The 22237-nt window shown below is 36.4% G+C and carries 21 protein-coding genes; 12 read left to right on the plus strand and 9 right to left on the minus strand.

The window, feature by feature from the left end; all coding sequences use genetic code 11:
* Nucleotides 1–13: 13 nt before the first annotated feature.
* Both dapA and AC6EIW_RS07325 read right to left on the minus strand, forming a co-directional pair.
* On the minus strand, nt 14–922 hold the full coding sequence (gene dapA, locus AC6EIW_RS07320; protein WP_498520022.1) for a 4-hydroxy-tetrahydrodipicolinate synthase: 909 nt from the start codon (nt 920–922) through the stop codon (nt 14–16).
* Complete coding sequence (locus AC6EIW_RS07325; RefSeq protein WP_498520023.1) at nt 919–1950, minus strand: aspartate-semialdehyde dehydrogenase; 1032 nt, start codon at nt 1948–1950, stop codon at nt 919–921. Before AC6EIW_RS07325 ends, dapA begins: the two co-directional genes overlap by 4 nt.
* Nucleotides 1951–2103: 153 nt before the next feature.
* On the opposite strand from AC6EIW_RS07325, the gene tig reads away from it, so the two are divergent.
* The 4 genes from tig to AC6EIW_RS07345 all read left to right on the plus strand — a co-directional run bounded on the left by tig (nt 2104) and on the right by AC6EIW_RS07345 (nt 7529).
* Nucleotides 2104–3522, plus strand: a complete 1419-nt coding sequence (gene tig / locus AC6EIW_RS07330) for a trigger factor (protein WP_498520024.1) — start codon at nt 2104–2106, stop codon at nt 3520–3522.
* A 43-nt stretch (nt 3523–3565) separates the two neighbouring features.
* Complete coding sequence (gene clpP, locus AC6EIW_RS07335) at nt 3566–4222, plus strand: ATP-dependent Clp endopeptidase proteolytic subunit ClpP (protein ID WP_498506270.1); 657 nt, start codon at nt 3566–3568, stop codon at nt 4220–4222.
* Between the two features lie 104 nt (nt 4223–4326).
* On the plus strand, nt 4327–5685 hold the full coding sequence (gene clpX / locus AC6EIW_RS07340) for an ATP-dependent Clp protease ATP-binding subunit ClpX (RefSeq protein ID WP_498520025.1): 1359 nt from the start codon (nt 4327–4329) through the stop codon (nt 5683–5685).
* Nucleotides 5686–5837: 152 nt separating this feature from the next.
* A complete protein-coding gene (locus AC6EIW_RS07345; protein ID WP_498520026.1) occupies nt 5838–7529 on the plus strand; it encodes a DNA polymerase III subunit gamma/tau in 1692 nt (563 codons plus the stop codon).
* Nucleotides 7530–7543: 14 nt separating this feature from the next.
* Here AC6EIW_RS07345 and AC6EIW_RS07350 read toward each other — a convergent pair whose 3' ends face one another.
* Nucleotides 7544–8860: a glycosyltransferase family 2 protein gene (locus AC6EIW_RS07350; protein ID WP_498520027.1), complete on the minus strand. Its 1317-nt coding sequence runs from the start codon at nt 8858–8860 to the stop codon at nt 7544–7546.
* Between the two features lie 45 nt (nt 8861–8905).
* On the minus strand, nt 8906–10327 hold the full coding sequence (locus AC6EIW_RS07355) for a SpoIID/LytB domain-containing protein (protein ID WP_498520028.1): 1422 nt from the start codon (nt 10325–10327) through the stop codon (nt 8906–8908).
* Nucleotides 10328–10552: 225 nt separating this feature from the next.
* Here AC6EIW_RS07355 and rpmI point away from each other — a divergent pair, with 225 nt between their 5' ends.
* The 7 genes from rpmI (at nt 10553) to AC6EIW_RS07390 (ending at nt 15350) form a co-directional block, all read left to right on the plus strand.
* Nucleotides 10553–10750: a 50S ribosomal protein L35 gene (gene rpmI, locus AC6EIW_RS07360; RefSeq protein ID WP_498461692.1), complete on the plus strand. Its 198-nt coding sequence runs from the start codon at nt 10553–10555 to the stop codon at nt 10748–10750.
* A 52-nt stretch (nt 10751–10802) separates the two neighbouring features.
* Nucleotides 10803–11147: a 50S ribosomal protein L20 gene (rplT, locus tag AC6EIW_RS07365; RefSeq protein ID WP_498520029.1), complete on the plus strand. Its 345-nt coding sequence runs from the start codon at nt 10803–10805 to the stop codon at nt 11145–11147.
* Between the two features lie 152 nt (nt 11148–11299).
* Nucleotides 11300–11857, plus strand: coding sequence for a tetratricopeptide repeat protein (locus tag AC6EIW_RS07370; RefSeq protein ID WP_498520030.1), 558 nt, complete (start codon nt 11300–11302; stop codon nt 11855–11857).
* Nucleotides 11858–11885: 28 nt separating this feature from the next.
* A complete protein-coding gene (locus AC6EIW_RS07375) occupies nt 11886–12692 on the plus strand; it encodes a thiazole synthase (RefSeq protein ID WP_498520031.1) in 807 nt (268 codons plus the stop codon).
* 49 nt (nt 12693–12741) lie between these two features.
* Nucleotides 12742–12909: a high light inducible protein gene (locus AC6EIW_RS07380; RefSeq protein WP_269609104.1), complete on the plus strand. Its 168-nt coding sequence runs from the start codon at nt 12742–12744 to the stop codon at nt 12907–12909.
* A 56-nt stretch (nt 12910–12965) separates the two neighbouring features.
* Complete coding sequence (locus AC6EIW_RS07385; RefSeq protein WP_498461696.1) at nt 12966–14159, plus strand: NAD-dependent epimerase/dehydratase family protein; 1194 nt, start codon at nt 12966–12968, stop codon at nt 14157–14159.
* A gap of 36 nt (nt 14160–14195) precedes the next feature.
* The gene (locus tag AC6EIW_RS07390) at nt 14196–15350 is read left to right on the plus strand and encodes a glycosyltransferase family 4 protein (RefSeq protein ID WP_498520032.1); all 1155 of its coding nucleotides are present in this window, start codon (nt 14196–14198) and stop codon (nt 15348–15350) included.
* A 3-nt stretch (nt 15351–15353) separates the two neighbouring features.
* Here AC6EIW_RS07390 and AC6EIW_RS07395 read toward each other — a convergent pair whose 3' ends face one another.
* The 5 genes from AC6EIW_RS07395 to AC6EIW_RS07415 all read right to left on the minus strand — a co-directional run bounded on the left by AC6EIW_RS07395 (nt 15354) and on the right by AC6EIW_RS07415 (nt 21144).
* Nucleotides 15354–15614 carry a hypothetical protein gene (locus AC6EIW_RS07395; protein WP_498520033.1) on the minus strand — a complete coding sequence of 87 codons (261 nt, stop codon included), beginning with the start codon at nt 15612–15614 and terminating at the stop codon, nt 15354–15356.
* A gap of 123 nt (nt 15615–15737) precedes the next feature.
* Nucleotides 15738–18644, minus strand: a complete 2907-nt coding sequence (gene gcvP, locus AC6EIW_RS07400; RefSeq protein WP_498520034.1) for an aminomethyl-transferring glycine dehydrogenase — start codon at nt 18642–18644, stop codon at nt 15738–15740.
* 101 nt (nt 18645–18745) lie between these two features.
* Nucleotides 18746–19132, minus strand: coding sequence for a glycine cleavage system protein GcvH (gene gcvH, locus AC6EIW_RS07405; protein WP_498520035.1), 387 nt, complete (start codon nt 19130–19132; stop codon nt 18746–18748).
* 21 nt (nt 19133–19153) lie between these two features.
* Nucleotides 19154–20419: a methionine gamma-lyase family protein gene (locus AC6EIW_RS07410; RefSeq protein WP_498520036.1), complete on the minus strand. Its 1266-nt coding sequence runs from the start codon at nt 20417–20419 to the stop codon at nt 19154–19156.
* A 35-nt stretch (nt 20420–20454) separates the two neighbouring features.
* Nucleotides 20455–21144: a DUF8644 domain-containing protein gene (locus AC6EIW_RS07415; RefSeq protein WP_498521626.1), complete on the minus strand. Its 690-nt coding sequence runs from the start codon at nt 21142–21144 to the stop codon at nt 20455–20457.
* 127 nt (nt 21145–21271) lie between these two features.
* Here AC6EIW_RS07415 and AC6EIW_RS07420 point away from each other — a divergent pair, with 127 nt between their 5' ends.
* Complete coding sequence (locus AC6EIW_RS07420) at nt 21272–22201, plus strand: acyl-CoA desaturase (RefSeq protein WP_498520037.1); 930 nt, start codon at nt 21272–21274, stop codon at nt 22199–22201.
* Nucleotides 22202–22237: the final 36 nt, after the last annotated feature.

The raw sequence follows: 22237 nt of genomic DNA on the forward strand, positions 1-22237 counted from the left end.
ACGAGGGAATAGATCAAATCAATCTCATAGAAGAGAGTATCTTCACGAGTTCTTCTTTCATTTCACTGTTTAAAGAGACTAAAGGACTTCGAGGAGGTCCAACAGACCAACCAATGAGTTGAAGTGCCGCTTTAACAGGAATAGGATTTGTGGTTGCAAAAAGGGATTTAAAAAGAGGTTGTAATGTCTCATGCAAATAAAGTGATTGATCATATTTACCTTCAAAGAAACTCTCTATCATTTTCTTCAAATTAAGACCAACAAGATGACTTGCCACACTGACCACACCTACTGCACCTACTGCAAGCATTGGTAAAACCAAAGCATCATCACCGCTATAAATAGCTAAATTTGATCCGCAATAGTTTCTTAATTGAGTCACTTCGTCTGTTGTTCCACTTGCAGCTTTGAAACTGACTACATTACTGCAATCCATAAGCTTACTTACAATACTAGGCGATATCGAACAACCTGTCCGTCCAGGAATGTTATACAGCATTAAAGGTAACTCCGGCGCGGCATTGGCGATAGAGCGAAAATGAATTTCTAATCCTTCTTGAGGTGGTTTGTTGTAATAAGGAACAACAACTAATGCCCCATCAGCGCCTGAATTGGCTGCTTCTTTGGTAGCTTCAATTGCCTCAGAGGTAGAATTGCTTCCCGTACCAGCCAAAACTTTAGCTTTAGAGCCTAAAGAATTTCTTACTGTTTCAAGCATCTTTTTTTGTTCTTGCCAAGTTAAAGTCGGCGATTCTCCTGTTGTTCCGCATACAACAATGCCATCTGAGCCCTGATTTACTAAATAAAGTGCCAAATCAGCAGCTAGACCATAATCAACTTTCCCATTTTCATCAAAGGGGGTAACCATTGCGGTTAACATTCTTCCAAAAGGAGCTGGTGATAGTAATGCAGACTGACTCATGATTTTGGCAATAAAAGTTCAGCAATTTGTATTGCATTAAGTGCAGCTCCTTTTCGTATCTGGTCTCCACATAACCATAGTTCCAAAGCATTGGGGTTACTAATGTCCTTCCTTACACGACCAACTGATATTGAATCTCTACCCGTTACATCTTCAGGCATAGGAAAACGATTTTTGTCAAAATCCTCAAGAATCTCAACTCCAGGAGCAAATTCCAAAATCTCATAAGCTTCTTTTACTGGGAACGGCTTTTCAAATTCAATATTGACTGCTTCAGAATGCGCCCTTAAAACAGGAACTCTTACACACGTTGCTGTCAAAGCAAGTTCTGGGACACCAAGAATCTTTCGAGTTTCATTAACCATTTTCATTTCTTCCTCGCAATAGTTATTTGATTGCAAGGGTGAGTTGTGCAAAAAAAGATTAAATGCCAACGAATAAGGAAGAACTTTGCTTTTTGGTGTTCCTCCATTTAAAACTTCTTGACTTAATTTTTCCAATTCTTCCATTGCCATAGCACCTGCACCACTGGCCGATTGATAAGTTGAGACAACAATTCTCTTAATAGGAATATGTCTATGCAATGGAGCTAGAACCAATGCCAATAAAATAGTTGTGCAATTAGGATTAGCAATTAAACCTTTGTGCTTACTTGCAGCATTGGGATTGACTTCAGGCACAACCAAAGGAACATTTTCGTCCATTCGAAATGCACTTGAATTATCAATCATCAATCCTCCATAACTTTTTATTGTATCTCTCCACTTACGGGATACTGAACCACCAGCCGAAGCTAGAACTAAATCTACATTTTGAAAGATCTCTTGAGTTGTTTCTTGCACTCTCAATGTGCTTCCACAAAAATTCTGAAGCTCACCAGCAGAGCGATGAGAAGCTAATAAAATTAATTTATGAATTGGGAAAGACCTTTCTTCAAGCAAAGCCAATAATTCCTTACCTACAGCCCCACTCGATCCCAGGATGGCAACTGTAAGAGGTCTATTTGGGAGAAGAGACTGTGGGTTCAAACTTGATAAAGAGAATAAAAAGGTTTAACAAAAAATTTTTTCTTATTGGAAAAATCAACAAATAACAAATTTTTAGATACTTTTTAGGCCACAATAGCTTTGGAAGTGAATTAACGCTTTCGTACGCTAACCAAATTTGAGAATTCCGTTTCAATGAGTGCTGCCAAATTAAAAGTATCAACCAGTTCAAAACCCAATAGCAGAATTGCTGTTGAGGTTGAGGTGCCCGCAGACCGATGCAAAAATAGTTACAACGAAGCTTTAAGTAAACTCAGCAGGTCTATTTCAATCCCTGGGTTTCGCAAAGGTAAAGTTCCAAAAGCAGTAGTCATCCAGCAGCTTGGAGTAAAAAGAATACAAGCCTCTGCTCTAGAATCACTTTTGCAAAAAGTATGGACAGAAGCACTAGATCAAGAAGGTATTGAACCTTTATGTGAGCCAGAGTTGGAAGATGGTTTTGAAACAATTTTAGAAAATTTTAACCCTGAAAAAATTCTTAAATTAAAACTTGAAACTGATATAGCCCCAATACCAACTTTAAAAAAGTCTTCAGGTCTAACTGCTGAAGTAGAAACTTTAATCTTTGATCCAAAAAAAGTAGATGAACTCATTGAGCAATCTAGAGTGCAACTTGCAACCAAGGTCCCAATCAGTGGTCGAGCCGCGAAAAAAGGAGATATTGCTCTTTTAAGTTTTAAAGGGAATTTCACAGATGATGGGAGCGAAATTCAAGGAGGAAGCGCGGATTCAATAGAAATAGAACTTGAAGAAGGCCGAATGATTCCTGGGTTCATTGAAGGGGTAATAGGAATGAATATTAATGATGAAAAAACATTAAAGTGTGAATTTCCCAAGGATTATCATCAAGAAGATGCCAAAGGCAGAAAGGCTGAATTCAAAGTCAATCTAGAAGATTTAAAAATCAAAGAATTACCTGAACTAAATGACGATTTTGCCAAGCAAGCGAGTGATAAAGAGAATATGACTGACTTACGTGCAGATCTTGAAAAGAGGCTCAAAGAGGATACTGATAGAAAACAAACAAAAAATCGTCAAGACTCACTGCTTGATGCTTTAGTAAAAGAACTTGAAGTGGAGTTACCAAAAAGTCTTATTGATCAAGAGGTTCGTGTAATTGTTGAACAAACAGCTCAAAATTTCGCTCAACAAGGAATTGATGTCAAATCAATGTTTACTCCAGAACTTGTGAAATCATTAATGGAGTCTTCAAAAGGGGAAGCAGAAAAAAAACTTCGTCAAAAACTCGCTCTAAATGCTCTAGCCAAGTCGGAAAAAATTGAGGTCTCACAAAAAGAAATCAATACAAAGCTGAGAGAAGTTCAAGCTGATATAAAACTATCAAATGAAAAAAATATCGACGAGAAACGTCTTAAAGATGCTGTTACTGATGATTTGTTGCAAGAAAAGTTATTTGCTTGGCTTGAGGAGAATAATACTATTTTAGAAAAAGCGCCTGGAAAGGCAAAGGATCCAAGCAAGGAGAAAAGTTCTAAAAAGAAAACAACAAAAATCAATAAAGAAAAGAAAAGTTCTAAAACCCCCAAATCCTAATTTCTACGCATAGATTAACAGTGTTGACTACTAAAGTTCTAAGTTGATTGAAGCAAGACAAAATCATCCCATTAATAATTTCTGGAATAACTCTTGTCTATTCTCAGGACCAGGTGTTCTACCTACAGTAATTGAACAATCAGGTCAAGGTGATCGGGCATTTGATATTTATTCTCGATTACTGCGTGAAAGAATCATCTTTCTAGGTACCGATGTTAACGACCAAGTTGCAGATGCGTTAGTGGCTCAAATGCTTTTTTTAGAAGCTGATGATCCAGAAAAAGATATTCAATTGTATATAAACTCTCCAGGAGGATCAGTAACTGCGGGACTAGCCATCTATGACACCATGCAGCAAGTAAGTCCTGATGTCATAACAATTTGTTATGGCCTTGCAGCAAGCATGGGAGCTTTTCTTCTCTCTGGAGGAACTAAAGGTAAAAGACTTGCATTACCCAATTCCAGAATAATGATTCATCAACCTCTTGGTGGAGCTCAAGGTCAAGCTGTTGAAATTGAAATTCAAGCCAAAGAAATTCTCTACTTAAAAGAAACTCTCAATTCACTTTTAGCCGAGCATACTGGGCAAAATATTGAAAAGATTTCAGAAGACACTGATCGAGACCACTTTCTTTCTCCTCAAGAAGCGGTTGAATATGGCCTGATCGACAAAGTGGTTTCAAATCTCAACTCCATATGAATCATTAAGGAAAGCTGACAAGGCATCAATCCTCAATGATCCTATTAACTGAGACTGAATAAAATTAATGATCGGTCCATCCAACCTGTTTTTTTTAGAGCTCGATGGCAAAGTTTGAGGCCCATCTTAAATGCTCCTTTTGTGGGAAAGCCCAAGATCAAGTGAGGAAACTCATTGCTGGTCCAGGAGTTTACATATGCGACGAATGTATCGACTTATGTAACGAAATTTTAGATGAGGAACTGATTGATAATCCAAATCATCAAAGAAGTGGACATGAACAAAGCCGTAAAGCAAAAGCTGCCACAAAAACCACAACAAAGCCTGCTCCAACTTTGGCTTCCATTCCAAAGCCAATTGAAATTAAAAAATTTTTAGATGATCAGGTGGTTGGTCAAGAACCAGCCAAAAAAATCCTGTCAGTTGCTGTCTACAATCACTATAAAAGACTTGCATGGAAAGGAGACGGTTCTGGCGAGACTGATCTAACAGCAACGAAATTACAAAAATCCAATATTTGTTTAATCGGACCAACTGGATGCGGCAAAACATTACTTGCTCAAACCCTAGCTGAAATGCTCGATGTTCCATTTGCTGTCGCTGATGCAACAACTCTTACTGAGGCTGGATATGTTGGTGAAGATGTAGAGAACATTCTCTTGCGACTCTTGCAAAAAGCAGACATGGATGTGGATTTAGCACAAAGAGGAATTATTTATATCGATGAAATTGACAAAATTGCTAGAAAAAGTGAAAATCCTTCGATTACCAGAGATGTCTCGGGAGAGGGCGTCCAACAAGCCCTATTAAAAATGCTCGAGGGCACGACGGCTAACGTTCCACCGCAAGGAGGAAGAAAGCATCCCTATGGTGATTCTATTCAAATCGATACAAGCCAAATACTCTTTATCTGTGGCGGAGCATTTGTTGGTTTAGAAGATGTAGTGCAAAAAAGACTTGGAAGAAATTCAATTGGTTTCATACCAAACGAAAGTAGAGCTAGAAGCAAAACCAATCGAGAACGAATTGGTGCAGACTTCATTAATGAACTTGAGCCTGACGATTTAGTGAAATATGGGCTAATTCCCGAATTTATTGGAAGAATGCCTGTCACTGCAATATTGGAACCATTAAATGCTAAAGCTCTTAAATCTATATTGACAGAACCCAGAGATGCCTTAATAAAACAATTTAGAACCTTATTAAGTATGGATAATGTAGAACTTTCATTTGATGAAGAGGCTGTTGAGGCAATTGCCCAAGAAGCTTACAAAAGAAAAACTGGAGCTAGAGCTTTACGAGGAATTGTTGAAGAAATCATGCTAGAGCTGATGTATAGTCTTCCATCTCAAACTAAGATCAAAAACTTTAATGTAACAAAAGAAATGGTCGATGAAATTACAGGCGGAAAGGTAGTGCCTCTTTTATCAAACGAAAAAAGAATTGTTAAAGAATCTGCCTAGAGAAATAAGCTTTTCAAATAACTTTATATATTTTAATTAGAGCAATTAGAAAATTTTCAAAAATAAAGTTAGTCAAATATTTCAGCAATAATTATCAACTTAGAATATGATCAAAAAACTAATATCAAATTCATATTTATCTGTAAGTACAAATGATAAATATTTATGAACCATTACACCATAAATATAGACCCACAAGCTTTGACGAACTTGTGGGTCAGGATCCCATCACAGCCACACTAAAACAAGCATTAATCACCAACCGTATAGCCCCTGCCTATATATTTTCTGGGCCTAGAGGAACAGGTAAAACATCCAGTGCAAGAATTTTCGCTAAATCTTTGAATTGCTTAAAAAGTGAAAAAGCTACAACCGACCCATGCGGAAAATGTGACTTATGCAAAGGAATTAATGCTGGGAATGCTTTGGATGTAATCGAAATTGATGCAGCCTCTAATACGGGTGTTGAAAATATTCGTGAACTAATAGAAAGGTCTAGATTTGCTCCTGCAAAAGCTCGCTGGAAAGTCTATGTAATAGATGAATGTCATATGCTTTCAACTGCGGCATTTAATGCACTTCTAAAAACATTAGAGGAACCTCCTCGACAAGTAGTCTTTATTCTTGCTACTACAGATCCCCAACGCGTTTTACCTACAATTCTTAGTAGGTGTATGCGCTTTGATTTTCGAAGAATAGGTCTAGGGGATTTAGAAAGTCATTTAACAAGTATTGCTAAAAAAGAAAAAATAGTAATCAATGAAGAAGCGATCTCCTTAATTGCGAAGCATTCCCAAGGGGGATTAAGAGATGCAGAAAGCTTACTTGATCAAGTTAGCTTACTTTCTCCGCCAATAACTCAATCAAATATCATTAATCTTATAGGGGCTGTACCAGAAGAAGAATTGCTAATATTAGCTAAATCGTTAATAAAGAAAGATCCTAATTCTATTTTAAATATTTGCAATCGCCTAATTAATATAGGGAAAGAGCCAATTGCAATTTTACAAGGAATTGCATCTATATTAAGAGACTTAGTTATCACAAAAGTCACAAATCAACCAACTGATTTATGTGAAATTTCTCAAGAGAATAGAGAAGGTTTAAATGACTTAGCAAAGTCTATTAATCTTGATCAAATACTAAGCCTGCAGTCTAAATTAAAAGGCTCAGAAAACTATATTAGAAATAGTAATCAACCTAGATTGTGGTTAGAAATTAATTTACTTGGAATGCTTTCAGAAGAAGATTTCAAAGAATTTAAAAGGATGAAAGAATCCATTAGAGGAGAAACTATCTCAAATAATTCTGATCCTGAAAAAAATACATCAGAGCAAATAGCTTCAATTAACAAAAAAGAAAAAATTGAGGAAAAATCTATTCAAAAAGAATCGAAACCAATTAAAGAAATAAATCTTGATCAAATCTGGGAAAAAGTTTTAGCTATGCTTGAGCTTCCTTCAACAAAAATGCTACTTTCACAACAAGCTAAATTAATAAATTTAAACTCAGATTCTGCTGAAATAGCAATCTCAGAAAAATGGATAAATATGATTCAAAGTCGTAAAAATCTTATTGAAGATGCTTTTTATAAAGCAACAGGGTCATCAACAAAAGTTCTTTTAATACAACAAAAAGATAGTCTATCTAATAATAAAAAAGAAGAAAAAGTTTTACAAAAATCTGAACCAAGCAATCAATTTAAAATTGATAAAAATCAAGATAAAAGTAATTTAAAAGAAGAGAGAATAGAATCAAAAAATAATTTAGAGACAAATTCTATTGATCAAAAAGCGAAGCAATTTGCAGATTTTTTTAACGGCGAAATTATCAATCTTGAATGATTAAAATAATTTAATCAAGATCCAATGTGATCTGTTTTTTCCCAAATTAATGTTTTACGAAATAATGACATTTTAAAGACTATAAATGGTATGACAATAAACCAATGTGCAAGGTAAATTGTTGCTCCAAGTATATTAATAAAGTTAGGAGATGGTAAGTTTGGACCTTCACTATTTTGAGAACATCCTTTCCAATAAGCTATACTAGAAATACCAAATGCAACAATAGATAAAGGCCAATATAGTGGCATTTCAAAATAGATAATTGACACAAGACAATCTATAAATGATACAACTGGTAAGACATATTGCAATAAGAAAAAACAAGATAAATCTATTTTTTTAAAGTTGGATAGTCGCTTGGAGAACAATAAGGGCCAATAATCAAAAAACCTTTGTAAGCCACCTTCAGCCCACCTTTTTCTTTGTCGAAATAAAGCCGATAAGGATTCCACTGCTTCCTCTTGAATAGGTGGATCCCACATGATTACGATTGGTGATCGAGTTAATAAAAAACGGAAACTTAGATCTAAATCATCAGTGATAGTTTGTTCATTAAATCCTCCACATGATTCAAGAACTTTTCTATTGATTAATTGACCATTACCTCTTAACTCCGAAACCCCACCACAAGCAAGTCTGCCTCGTTGAATAACAGCATCCATGGCCATCTCCATTGCTTGATACACAGCAATTTGATTTAACTCACAATTCACGACTGATTTCCTCAGCTGCACGCCAGACCATCCACCATTCAAAGCAAGGGCTACTGCCCTAAGTAATACATTGCTGTGTAATTGTGCATCAGCATCAAGAATAAATAACCATTCTCCATCAGTTTTAGTCAATACAGAATTCAAGGCACCTGATTTACCACCACCACTCATTGATGGACGACTTAACACATTAATCCGGGAGAAAGTTGTACGTAATTTTTGTAATAAATAAGGGGTACGATCTTGACTCCCATCATCAATTATCCATAGAGAAAGCTTATCCTCTGGATATTCAATTGACAAAAGTCTTGAAACTAATCGCTCTATTACATTTTCTTCATCGCGGGCTGCCACCAACACATCAACTTTAGGAAGAGTTTCAAAAAAAGTTTCATTATTGATTAGATACTCTTTTTGTAATTGATAATTTTGCCTACTCTCTCGTAAAACGACCCTTAAACCATAGCCACCCAGCAAGACAGCCAAAGTAATGGAAGGGAATAGATTATTGCTAGGCTCCAACAAATGAGGAAAAATTCCTACCAAAGCGCAGCAAATCAAAAACAATATTGATTTAATGCGTCGGTTTTCTCCACTGATTTTGGCTAAAGCCATGGAGTAGTCCTTTTATCAACTAATGACTCTAAGAGTCTTTCATCACTAAGGCAAAAATCCATATTTCGTATTTGGATAATAATGAGAAAGAATTTGTTTGGCAGTCCATCCATTTTTTGCTAAATCTATAGCCCCAGACTGAGACATGCCTGCTCCATGGCCAAAACCTCCACCAGAAAAAAGCCATTTACCTTCTTTAATTTCTTTAACAACAAATAACGTGCTTGGTAATTGTCTTAAGACACCACGAATGTCATCAAGTTTAAGAAAGGTTTCTGTGCCAGTATGTCCGTCAATTTTCAACGAAGTAACTCGACCACTACTTCCTCGACTTACAACCTTAATTTTTCTTGGGTAAAAAGTGGTTCTAACTTTTTGAGCTTGATTTAGCTGTTTAGCTATTTTAGAGGCGTCTAGCGTTCTCTCCCATCTAAAAAGTGGATGATCAGAACCAAAAGCCTCAGACTTTGAAAACAGAAAAGATCTCAGGTATTTCTCATTTGATAGAGGTAAATTAACCGTCCGAGTCCAATTCTTTGGTCCATCCAAGCGCATTTTCAAGTATGGAACTTGATTAATTGACCATGCTTCCTCGACAGAAGCCATTACCCCTCCATTTGTTGCGTGATAAACAGTATTTATTGGCTTTTGATTCCAAGTAAGAATTTTACCAGTAGTTTTTTTAATGGCTGTTTTAATTTTTTGATCGGCCTTAGATGTATTCTTATAAACCTGACATTGCGTATCGCTACAGAGATTGTATCCATCAACTTTGAATCTATGACTATTGGCGAAGGCCCATGTTCTAGCTAATATTGCCTGCGCTGCAAGTGCTTCTTCAGGAGAGCTGGCGCCTATTTCGTGAGGAACTACTCCATTTAAATATCTTTCGATAGGCACATGTTCAACTAGTGTCCAAGTTCCATAAGCATCTGACTGGACTGAAAACGGACCCAAATATATCCCCTTCCCCCAGCGCAACCCATCAGGGGCTTGCAAAGAGATAGGACCCTTGAGGGCAATCTTCCCACTACTTCCATCTAAATAAGGAAAAACAATCTTTGAAACTTTTATTTTCTGATAAGTCGACTTAATAGATCGTGGAATCTTGATCTCACCTGAAACCCAAACTTCCCAATCCAACGGATGAGCAATAACTGATTCAATACCTTTATCTTTTAAATCATTCGCCAGCCTTTCAGCAGACTCGAAACTTGAGAAGGGGCCAATTTTATTTCGAGCAAACACTTGTGGATTTATTAATTGTTTTGCTCCCCAACCAATGTTAATTTCTTTAGCTTTTCGAACTACTCCATTCGCATCTTTCAAAATCAAGTTTCTACCATTACTTAAAAGGTTCAAAACTGGCGAAAAATTGTCATTCATGATTTCCTTTCCTATGTATGGCTTAATCCCAACAAGCAGTACATTTTTTTCTAAACTTATTGAAGGTGTTTCTGGTGGCACCTGATGAGTTGGAAAAAACTTAACTTTGCGAGAATTCGCAAGAGAGACTTGATAGTAAAGATGAAACCCAATCAAGAGAAAAAAACCAAAAACAAAAAAACGCTTTTTAACGCGTAAATAGCTTTTAATCACAACAAAAGTCTCCTTCCAGCAAGAATTTAATAATTTTGGGTTGGCTTAAGTGAGCTCAAGGACGTATTCTTATAGACTAACCACGCTTTATCAATGCCAAAGCTCAAGACCCGCAAAGCTGCTGCAAAGCGGTTCAAAGCAACAGGCACTGGCAAGTTCATGAGACGTCGTGCGTTTCACAATCACTTACTCGACCATAAGAGTCCTAAATTAAAAAGGCACCTTAAAACAAAAGCAGTCGTAGACGAACGTGATGCAGACAACGTAAGCCTTATGCTTCCCTATGCTTAAGACTTCTTCGGAACGTTTATTAGTTCAATTTTTTGATTTCTAATTTTTAATTATGGCACGAGTTAAAAGAGGTAATGTTGCTAGAAAACGTAGAAACAAAATCCTTCGTCTAGCCAGAGGTTTTAGAGGAGGGAATGGAACTCTGTTCCGAACTGCAAATCAAAGAGTAATGAAAGCTCTTTGTAACGCTTATAGAGACAGAAGAAGAAGAAAGCGAGATTTCAGAAGACTTTGGATTGCAAGGATTAATGCCGCTGCAAGATTAAATGGGCTAAGTTACAGTAAATTTATTGGTGGATTAAAGAAAGCAGATGTAAGAATCAACAGAAAAATGTTGGCTCAATTAGCTGTAACAGATCCTCAAACATTCACAAATATTGCAGCTAATTCAAAATGATAAATCTGCTTGAGTATTGTTTTTACTTTTTTAAACCCTGTAGAAATGATTAATTAAGATAAAAGAATAAAGAAGAAATTCCAAAAATTAAGAATATGCTAATAATAAATAATTACTATAAAATCAACAAACTAGTACTTAAGTTTTAGATTATGATTATTGATCTTCCACAAACTTATTTAATAGGACTTTGTTTACTATTAGTAATTATTGCTATTTTAGTAGGGAGGCAACTATTTAAAGTAAGAAAAGATGAATTGAAGCTCATAAAATTAGAAAAAGAAGATTCAAATACAAAAGAAGATTCAGCTAAAATGTATGAGTTAGCATCTGTTCAATTAAAGAAAAGATTATATCCTCAAGCCACATCAACTTTAAAACAAGCCCTAAAAAAACTTGATGGCGAACCAAAAGAAGCTAAAGCACTTATTGAAAATGCATTAGGATTTGCACTTGCAGCTCAAAATGACTTTAAATCAGCAGTAATTCACTATAAAAAAGCATTAACAGCAAAATCTGAATATCCAGTTGCACTAAATAATCTCGGTTTTGCATATCAACGTTTACTAAAAGAAGATGAAGCTTATAAAAATTATCAAGAGGTCTTAAAACTAGATCCAAAAAACAAAACTGCAATTTCTCAAATTAAAAGACTTGAACGTATAATTGGAAAAGATAAAAATCAATTATTGAATAAAAAAGGTTTCTGAATAAATCATAACTCTTCATATTTTACTCATGCATAAAACCAATCAATTTCTCAAAATAGGAAATAAACAATTCAACAGTCGGCTGCTTATAGGAACTGGTAAATACTCATCCTTAGAGGTAATGCAAAAAAGCATAGTAAATACAAAATGTGAAATAGTTACTGTCGCAGTCAGAAGAATTCAAGGACTAGAAAATGGACATAAAGGATTAATGGAATCAATAGACTGGCAAAGTATATGGATGCTCCCTAACACTGCAGGATGCACAAATGCTGAAGAAGCTATTCGAGTAGCAAGAATGGGCCGAGAATTAGCAAAGTTATCAGGTCAGGAGAATAATAATTTTGTCAAATTAGAGGTTATTCCTAACAAAAAATATTTATTACCAGACCCGATTGGAACTTTAAAAGCAGCAGAAAAATTAGTTAAAGAAGGATTTACTGTTCTTCCATATATCAATTCTGATCCATTAATTGCCAAGCAACTTGAAGAAATTGGATGTGCAACTGTTATGCCTCTTGGTTCCCCTATTGGATCTGCTCAAGGCATAAAAAATGCAGCAAACATTGCCATGATTATCGAAGAATCTAATATTCCAATTATTGTTGATGCAGGTATTGGAGTTCCAAGTGAAGCAGCTCAAGCATTGGAAATGGGTGCTGATGGGGTTCTAATCAATAGTGCTATTGCTTTAGCAAAAGACCCGGAATTAATGGCTCAAGCTTTCTCAAAGGCAACTGAAGCTGGCAGAGAAGCTTTTCTATCTGGAAGGCTCCAAGAGAGCCAACTTGCCTATCCAAGTTCCCCAACAGATGGAGTTATTTCAAAAAATTAGAGTAATTCGTTAAAAATTAGTAACGTTATAGGCTAATAAACAAAAAAACATGGCAGTCACTAAGGAAAGTCAAGGCAGGCTTAACGTTTTTGCGGATGAACCAAGAATTGAAATCCTTACAAAAGAAAGCAGTGGCAACAAAGGTTCTTGGCTTTTTACCCTTGCTGGAGTTATCCTTGTAATTGGGCTTATCGCATATTCTTTAACAATCAAGTGAAACCCTTGTAGTAGCTTGAATAAAATGAGCATTTGCTCTTTCTTTAGGAGTTTAGAGTGAAAGTTTTCGTTCTTGGTGGTGACGGCTTCTGCGGATGGCCTTGTGCAGTCAATCTTGCTGACAAGGGTCATGATGTATTCATCGTGGATAATCTCAGTCGTCGCAAAATCGATATAGACCTTGAAGTTGAATCCTTAACTCCAATAACAAGTATTGGTGAAAGGATTAAAGCTTGGTCTGAGATAGGTGGAAGGCCTATTAAATTTATTCATTTAGACCTTGCCTCTGAATATCAAAAGCTTTTAGATCTTTTGATCGAGGAAAAGCCTGATTCAATAATTCATTTTGCTGAACAGCGAGCTGCTCCATATTCCATGAAAAGCAGCGCAACCAAGAGATATACGGTTGATAACAATGTCAATGGTACTCATAATCTCTTGGCCGCAATTGTTGAATCTCAATTAGATATTCACATTGTTCATCTTGGTACAATGGGGGTATATGGCTATGGCTCCCATAGAGGCGCAACCATTCCTGAAGGTTACTTAAAAGTGGAAGTACCTCAACCAGATGGTAGTCGATTTGAAGAGGAAATTTTACATCCAGCCAGTCCTGGAAGCGTTTATCACATGACAAAAACGCTTGATCAATTGCTTTTTCTTTACTACAACAAAAACGATCAGATCAGAATCACTGATTTACATCAGGGAATTGTATGGGGAACAAATACTGATGTCACAAGCCGTGACCCAAGACTGACTAATCGATTCGACTATGACGGTGATTACGGGACAGTATTAAATCGATTTTTAATGCAGGCTGCCATTGGATATCCATTAACAGTCCATGGTACGGGTGGACAAACAAGAGCTTTTATTCATATTCAAGATTCAGTAAAATGTGTTCAACTTGCACTGGAGAACCCTCCAGAAAAAGGTGAAAGGGTGAAAATTTTCAACCAAATGACTGAAAGTCACCAAGTTGGGGAATTAGCAAAAAAAGTAGCATCTCTTACTGGAGCGAAAATTGATTATCTTCCAAATCCAAGAAACGAAGCAGTAGAAAATGATTTAATAGTTGATAATCGATGTTTTATTGAGCTGGGATTAGACCCCACCACACTCGATAATGGACTTTTAGAAGAAGTTGTTAATGTCGCGAAAAAATTCTCTAATAGATGCGATTTAAAACGAATACCTTGTGTATCTGCATGGACATCAACCCAAGCAAAAGCAATCAATAAATCCTAAATCTAACTAACACAAAATCTTGAACAGACACGCTCAGTGAAAATAGCTTTCTTTACAGAAACTTTCCTACCAAAAGTTGATGGGATAGTAACGCGTCTAACTAAAACAATTCAAAATTTAGTTGAGTCAGGTGATGAGGTTACCATTTTTTGTCCAGAAGGCTGTCCATCGAGCTATATGGGTGCAAAAGTTATAGGTGTTCCCGCGATGCCATTACCCCTCTATCCAGAACTCAAATTAGGGTTGCCTGGTCCGGGTGTTTCAGATGAATTAGACGATTTCAAACCAGACCTCATTCATGTCGTTAATCCTGCTGTGCTTGGATTGGGTGGTATTTGGTTAGCCAAAACAAACAATATTCCACTTGTAGCCAGTTACCATACTCATTTACCTAAGTACTTAGAACACTATGGAATGGGGATGTTAGAGCCACTTTTATGGGAATTGTTAAAAGCCGCTCATAATCAAGCAACCCTAAACTTGTGTACTTCCACTGCAATGGTGCATGAGCTCTCAGAAAAAGGAATTCAAAATACCGCTTTATGGCAACGTGGAGTTGATACAGACATTTTTAAACCAGAACTAAGAGACGAACAAATGAGAAAGCGTCTTTTAGGAAACTTTAGTGATGAAGGATCTTTATTGATATACGTCGGTAGACTCTCAGCCGAAAAGCAAATTGAAAGAATAAGACCTGTACTTGAGGCATTGCCAAGCACTCGACTAGCTCTTGTTGGAGATGGTCCACACAGACAACAATTGGAAAAATTTTTCCAGGGAACCTCTACTACATTTGTGGGATATCTAAGTGGGAATGAATTAGCAAGTGCTTATGCATCTGGAGATGCTTTCTTATTTCCTTCAAGTACAGAAACTTTGGGATTAGTTCTTTTAGAAGCAATGGCTGCTGGATGCCCAGTAGTAGGAGCAAATAAAGGTGGAATCCCAGATATCATTTCAGATGGAAAAAATGGATGTTTATACAATCCCGATGGAGATGATGATGGGGCTTTAAGTTTAATTGAGGCTACAAAAAAGTTATTAGGGAACGAAGTAGAACGTACTGCAATGAGAAAAGCAGCTCGCTCAGAAGCGGAAAGATGGGGTTGGGCAGGAGCTACAAAACAATTAAGACGTTATTACGCAGGCGTACTAGATCAAAAACAATCAAAGTCAAAGCTTGCTGCCTAGTTTTCAAGCAGCATGAGGAGGTGGAGTTGGGGAATCAAATGATTGCAAAGGTAATACCAAAGTTGCCCATGTAGAAAGTTTGGCTGGCCTTTGTTTCTTAGGCTGACGAACCCCAAATGGGACTCGAACTACATTTGTTCCAGCAACTTGTAAAAGTTCTCCTTTATTTAAAACAGACTCAAAGCAATTAGAAAAAGAGGGCAAGGACAAGTCATCCTTTTTGTTCTTTTGATCTTCCAGATCAAAAGATGTCTTGTTGTTCATTTGGTCCCCATGTAATTTAAAGCCGCGGCAAAAATTAATAAAAAAATTGCAAAACAGCCTAATAAAACCAATAATTTGGTTTTCGCTTGAAATTTAACTAATAAAACAAGTTTTAACCAGTCTTCACAAAGAATTAATATTTTCTAAATCCTGAACCGAAGGACAACTACATATTAAATTCCTGTCTCCATGAGCATTATTTATACGAGAAACTGATGGCCAAAACTTATATTTTTCTTGATCTGGCAATGGGTAAGCTGCTTCTTTACGAGAATACGGTCTATCCCAATCATCAGATGTGACTGTTTTTAAAGTATGAGGAGATTGTTTTAAAGGATTATTAATAGGATCAATCTTTCCTAATTTTATTTGTTCGATTTCTTCTCTTATTCCTATCATCGCTTCACAAAAACGATCTAGTTCAGTCAAACTTTCACTTTCTGTTGGTTCAACCATCAAAGTTCCTGCAACAGGCCAACTTATGGTTGGAGCATGAAATCCATAATCCATCAATCTCTTGGCAACATCTTCAACTTCGATTCCTAACTGACTCTTTAAAGGTCTTAAATCTAGTATGCATTCATGAGCTACTAAACCATTGGGATCCTTAAACAGGACTGGATAATGAGGATCAAGTCGTTTTGCCAAATAATTAGCAGAGAGAATTGCGATTGAACTTGCTTTGCGTAACCCATCTCTACCCATCATCCGAATGTACATCCAACTGATGGGCAATATTCCGGCACTGCCAAATGGAGCGGCTGAGACTGCCGAAATAGCCTTTTCGCCTCCACACTTAACAATTGAATGCCCAGGGAGATAAGGGACCAAATGACTTGCCACAGCTATGGGACCCACTCCTGGGCCTCCTCCTCCATGAGGAATAGAAAAAGTTTTATGAAGATTTAAATGGCACACATCTATGCCGTAAGATCCAGGCCTGCAAATACCTACTTGAGCATTCAGATTGGCACCATCCAAATATACTTGACCTCCCTCTTGATGAATGATTTGGCACATTTCACGAATATTTGGTTCAAATACTCCATGAGTTGAAGGATATGTAACCATCAAAGCAGCTAAATTATTTGAATGAATTTTTGCTTTACTTCTTAGATCTTCTAAATCAACATTACCGTACTCGTCACATTTAACAGAAACAACTTTAAAGCCAGACATGACTGCGCTAGCTGGATTGGTGCCATGTGCACTTGTTGGGATCAAGCATATATTTCTATGCACCTCTCCAATAGACTGATGCCATGAACGTATTACTAGCAAACCAGCAAATTCTCCCTGAGAACCTGCATTGGGCTGAAGAGAAACTCCCTGAAAGCCAGTTAAAGCAGATAGCCAATCTTCAAGGTCATTAATTATCTCCTGGAAACCCATTAATTGACCTTGAGGAGCAAAAGGATGAGGAGAAGCGAACTCGTTCCATTCAATGGGTAAAAGTTCAGCCGCTGCATTCAATTTCATTGTGCAACTTCCAAGAGGAATCATTCCTTGAACTAAAGAAAAATCTTTCGACACTAAAAAATGTATATATCTCATTAAGTCAGTCTCGCTTTGATATTTATTAAATACCGGTTGTTGAAGCCAAGGTTTTTCGCGGAGTGGAATATCTATTAAAAGTTCATTTTCATTAATTAATACAGATAAATCTTTGATATTTTTTCCTTTAGCCTTTGCAAGTATTTGATGTAATTTATAAATTTCTTCATCACAAGTTAATTCATCAAAAGTCACACCAAAGCCTTTAGCATTTATAACATCTGATCCGATAGGAAGCACTCTTAAATTATATCCTTCTTCGGAGGCAAACTGAACAACTTTTGATGCTTCTGGACAGTAAATATCTATACTATCAAACCTGGAATATCTATCTAAAGGATATTCAAGAGTACTTAGTATAGATTCAAAATATGATCTATATTTGACAATCTTTTTTGCTATTTGTTCAAGACCATTTGGGCCATGATGTACTGCATAAAAAGAAGAAAGAACAGCCAATAAAACTTGAGCAGTACAAATGTTACTAGTTGCTTTGTCTCTTCGAATATGTTGCTCTCTCGTTTGAAGGGCAAGCCTCAAAGCTTGATTGCCTTCTAAGTCAACTGACTGGCCAACTATTCTTCCTGGTATTTGCCTTTTATATATTTCTTTTGTTGCAAAAAAAGCTGCATGTGGTCCACCAAATGCAATAGGAACTCCGAATCTTTGCGCGCTTCCAACGACAATATCAGCACCGAACTCTCCCATGGGTTTAATCAAAACTTGAGCCAATGGATCGATTGCAATAGTTGCAATTGCATCACATTCATGTACTTGATTAATTATTGAAGTTGGGTCCCAAATCCGACCATTTTTGCCAGGTAATTGAATTAGTATTCCGAAGACATTATTGTCTATCTCAAAGTTGTTGTTATCAAATACCTCTAATCGAATTCCTAGTGGTTCACAACGAGTTTTTAATACATCAAAAGTTTGAGGCAAAACCTCTTGATCTACTAAAAATTTATTAGCTTTTTTGTTTTTCCTAACAGCCAAACTCAAACTTATTGCCTCAGCTGCTGCAGTTGATTCATCAAGCAAAGACGCGTTTGATATGGGCAGACCTGTTAATTCACTTATTAAAGTCTGAAAATTAAATAAAGCCTCTAATCTACCTTGCGATATTTCTGCTTGATATGGAGTATAAGCGGTATACCAATTTGGATTTTCCAGAACATTTCTTTGCACAACTGGAGGTATGACTGTTGAATGATAACCAAGGCCAATTAACGAGCGATATTCAACATTTTTCTTTGCAATTATATTAATTTCTTTTAACGCCTCATTTTGATCACAGCTATTTGGAATAGAAGCACCAGTAATTTCTGAATCAAAGATTTCATTAGGTATTACAGAAGATATAAATTCTTCCGAATTTTGAAAACCAAGTTTTTGAAGCATTAAAGCTTCATCTTCAATAGTGGGACCTATATGGCGAGACTTAAAAGTTGGATCCTTTAATTCTGCTTTTGACATGAGCTTGTTCTCAAGCACAAGCAAGTTAAGTTATTGGAAAGAAGGCTAGTGTAGAGAAAAATTTCCCAATTTGTTGTAAGAAAAAATTATTCAGTAAAATTTTACTCACCAATTTTCTTAGCATAACTTTCTGAATCCATAAGCTCTTTTAATTGATCAGGGTTATCAGGACGAATTATTAATAACCACCCCTCTCCATGAGGATCATTCTGAAGTTCCTCTGGACTTGCCAAAACAGAATTGTTTCTATGAACAATTTCCCCACTTATTGGCGCATACATATCTTCAACAGCCTTTACAGATTCAACTGAGCCAAAGCTTTCACCTTTGGCTATTGCAGTGCCTTCTTCTGGTAGATCAACAAAAACGATATCTCCTAACTGATCTACAGCAAATTCACTGATACCAATTCGAACTAAAGCATCATCAGCAAAAGCATATTCATGACTGTCAGCAAAACGAAAATGATTTGGGAAGGAAAAAGCCATTTGCGTCAAAACGTAAAACGCTTAATCATTCTGGGGCAATTTGATCAATCCTGCCTGAAATAAATTGGATAGTGCATGAATCAAAGCAATTTTGACATGTGAGCGATGAGATCCTCCTTGAATAAAAAGATCAAATGGAGGTTTCATAGGAGCATCAGCAGAAAATTCACTAGTACTACCATCTATAAAAGTTCCTCCAGCCATTACTAAGTTATTTTCATATCCTGGCATTGGGGCAGGTATTGGGTCGAGAAAAGATCCAATAGGTGACTTTGCCTGAAAAGACCTACAAATAATTTTTAGTATTTTTGGGTCGCCTATTCTGACTATTTGAATCAAATCAGTTCGAATAGAACCTGAGGTTGGTAACACTTGAAAGCCCAATTCGCTAAATGTAGTGGCAATAATTTCCGCACCAATTAAAGCCTCTGCAACCATTTGAGGTGCGAGAAAAAGTCCTTGTAAAATAGTTCTATTTAAGCCAAAAGTAACACCACCCTGAGATCCAATACCTGGAGCAGTCAAGCGGCAACATGCTTTATCAACCAAATCAGTTTTCCCCGCAATATATCCACCAGTAGGAACAATAGTTCCCCCTAAATTTTTTATTAAAGAACCTGCAATCAAATCTGCCCCTACTGACGTTGGTTCTTTATTTTGAACGAATTCTCCATAGCAATTATCAACAAAGCAAATACAATTAGGTTGCATCTTATGACATAAATAACAAATCTCCTTGATCACTTCAATACTCAAAGATGGACGCCATGTATAACCACAACTACGTTGTATAAAAATTAATTTTCTAGGTTTTTTTAAAGCTTTTTCTAAAGCTAGAAAATCTATATTTCCATCATTTGTTAAAGATATTTCTTCATAGTTAATACCAAACTCAATCAAAGATCCTTGCCCACTTCCCCTTAATCCAATTACTTCTTCAAGTGATTCATAAGGCCTCCCGGTAACAGATAATAAATCATCACCTGGTCTTAGAACACCAAATAAAGATGACGTAATAGCATGTGTTCCGCTTACGAACTGAAGTCTTACTGCTGCTTTTTCACAATCTAAAATATCTGCAAAAATTTTATCAATGATATCTCTCCCTAAATCTCCATGCCCATATCCTGTTATAGAAGCAAAATGTTGTACATTTAAATGAGAATCAGAAAAAGCCTTTAATACTTTTTCTAATTTAAATGTTATGCTATCAGTCTTTTCATTAATAGATAAATATAATTTTTTTTCAATATTTTCAATGAAATTTTTAGCAGAATTTTTAAACATATTGTCTTTTTATATAAATTAAAAGTTTTCGTAAGTTAATCTGAAAAAATAATTTCTAATTTTTCTTGATCCTTAAGTAGTAAACCTCTTTGGCGTAGATTTTCCAAAAAGTCATCAGCACCTTGCAAATTATTTGTATTTAACAATTTATTCGTTGCGTGTAAATCTAACAATTCACCATCAAGTTCTTCAGCGGTGTAATCTTTTAAACCAGCCATAACTGCTTCAAATCTTTCTCTTCGTTGTTTTTTACTTACTGGATATGCAGACATAACTTGTTGTCTACACATTCTCCAAGATCTACCTTTACACAAATAATCAGCCAAAGCAGCACTAAGCACAGGAGCCTCAGCTTCCTCAATAAACCAATCAAAAGAGGAAGGTAAAGAAGCTAAACCAACAAAAATCTCAAAAAAGTCCCCGGCAGAAAGTGGGTGACCATTATTGCCCTCAACAGCAATTGCCGACTCTTGAAGTGATTTATACAGCTCAGGATAAACGCTTGATATTTGATTTTCTATGTTTTCTAACCCACGAAAAAGTACTTGATTTACTTTACCCAATGCAAAAAATACTTCAGGACTTGGAGATACAAGTTTTCCATTTCTTAAGTTTGAAATCTGAGAACTATGAACCCTCCCTAAATCCAAGCATTCAGCCAAAACAGGCAAAACTTTATGAGACCAGCCATTACGCTCATGCCAGACATGCACAAGATGAGCCATCGCCCTTCTACCTGCATTCAATTGTTCCCGGAAACTAGAAGAGGTCACAAATCACATTCAAGACTAATCACAAGACCTGATTAGGATCCTTATCGTATATTATATACACTAAGTAGACGGATCACTAATGGTTTCAAGTTTAATCGAGGCTTCGGCTCCATTAAAAAAACCAGTTGCTGCTGAAAAAGCAATGGCTGCATCCAAAAAGCTCCAAGGACATGTACCTAGACGAATTCAGAACCAAAGATCCAGGAGGAGATGGGGAACAGTCATATTTATGTTGACAATCCACGCTCTAACAATATTTACCTTACAACCTAAATTTTGGAGCTGGCTAGCATTTTCTGGATTTATTTTCTTGTATTGGGTAACTGCTTGCTTGGGAGTAACTACAGGATATCATCGCCTTTTATCACATCGTTCTTTTCAAGTTCCAAAATGGCTTGAAAGATTTTTTGCAACTTGTGGAGCATTGAGTTGCCAACATGGACCAATTGATTGGGTTGGTCTTCATAGGCATCATCATACTTTTTCCGATACTGAAGCTGATCATCATGACAGCAACAAAGGATTTTGGTGGAGTCATATGGGATGGATGTTTGAAGATGTTCCTGCCATGAAAGCCGTTCCGAGACTTTCTGGAGATTTAATCAAAGACCCTTACTACCGTTTCTTAAATAAAAACTTTTTACTTTTGCAAATACCTTTAGGGGCAACGCTTTATTTAATTGGCCAATCAGCTGGTGTTGGTGGATGGGCAATGGTCCTATGGGGGATTCCTCTAAGACTTGTTTTTGTTTATCACATAACTTGGCTAGTTAACTCAGCTACTCATTGCTGGGGTACTACTGCATATGAGAGTGGAGACAATTCAAAAAACAATAAATGGGTAGCCGCACTGACATTTGGTGAAGGTTGGCATAATAATCATCATGCTTTTCCTAATTCTGCAAAGCACGGCCTTCAAAGAAAGCAAATAGATCTAACTTGGCAACACATACGGTTTTTGAAAGCAATTGGGTTAGCTAAAAAAATAAGACTCCCTATCGCATCGTAATATTATCAACATGGTTCAAAGTATTAATTCATTTTC

This window comes from Prochlorococcus sp. MIT2308 (assembly GCF_059772345.1).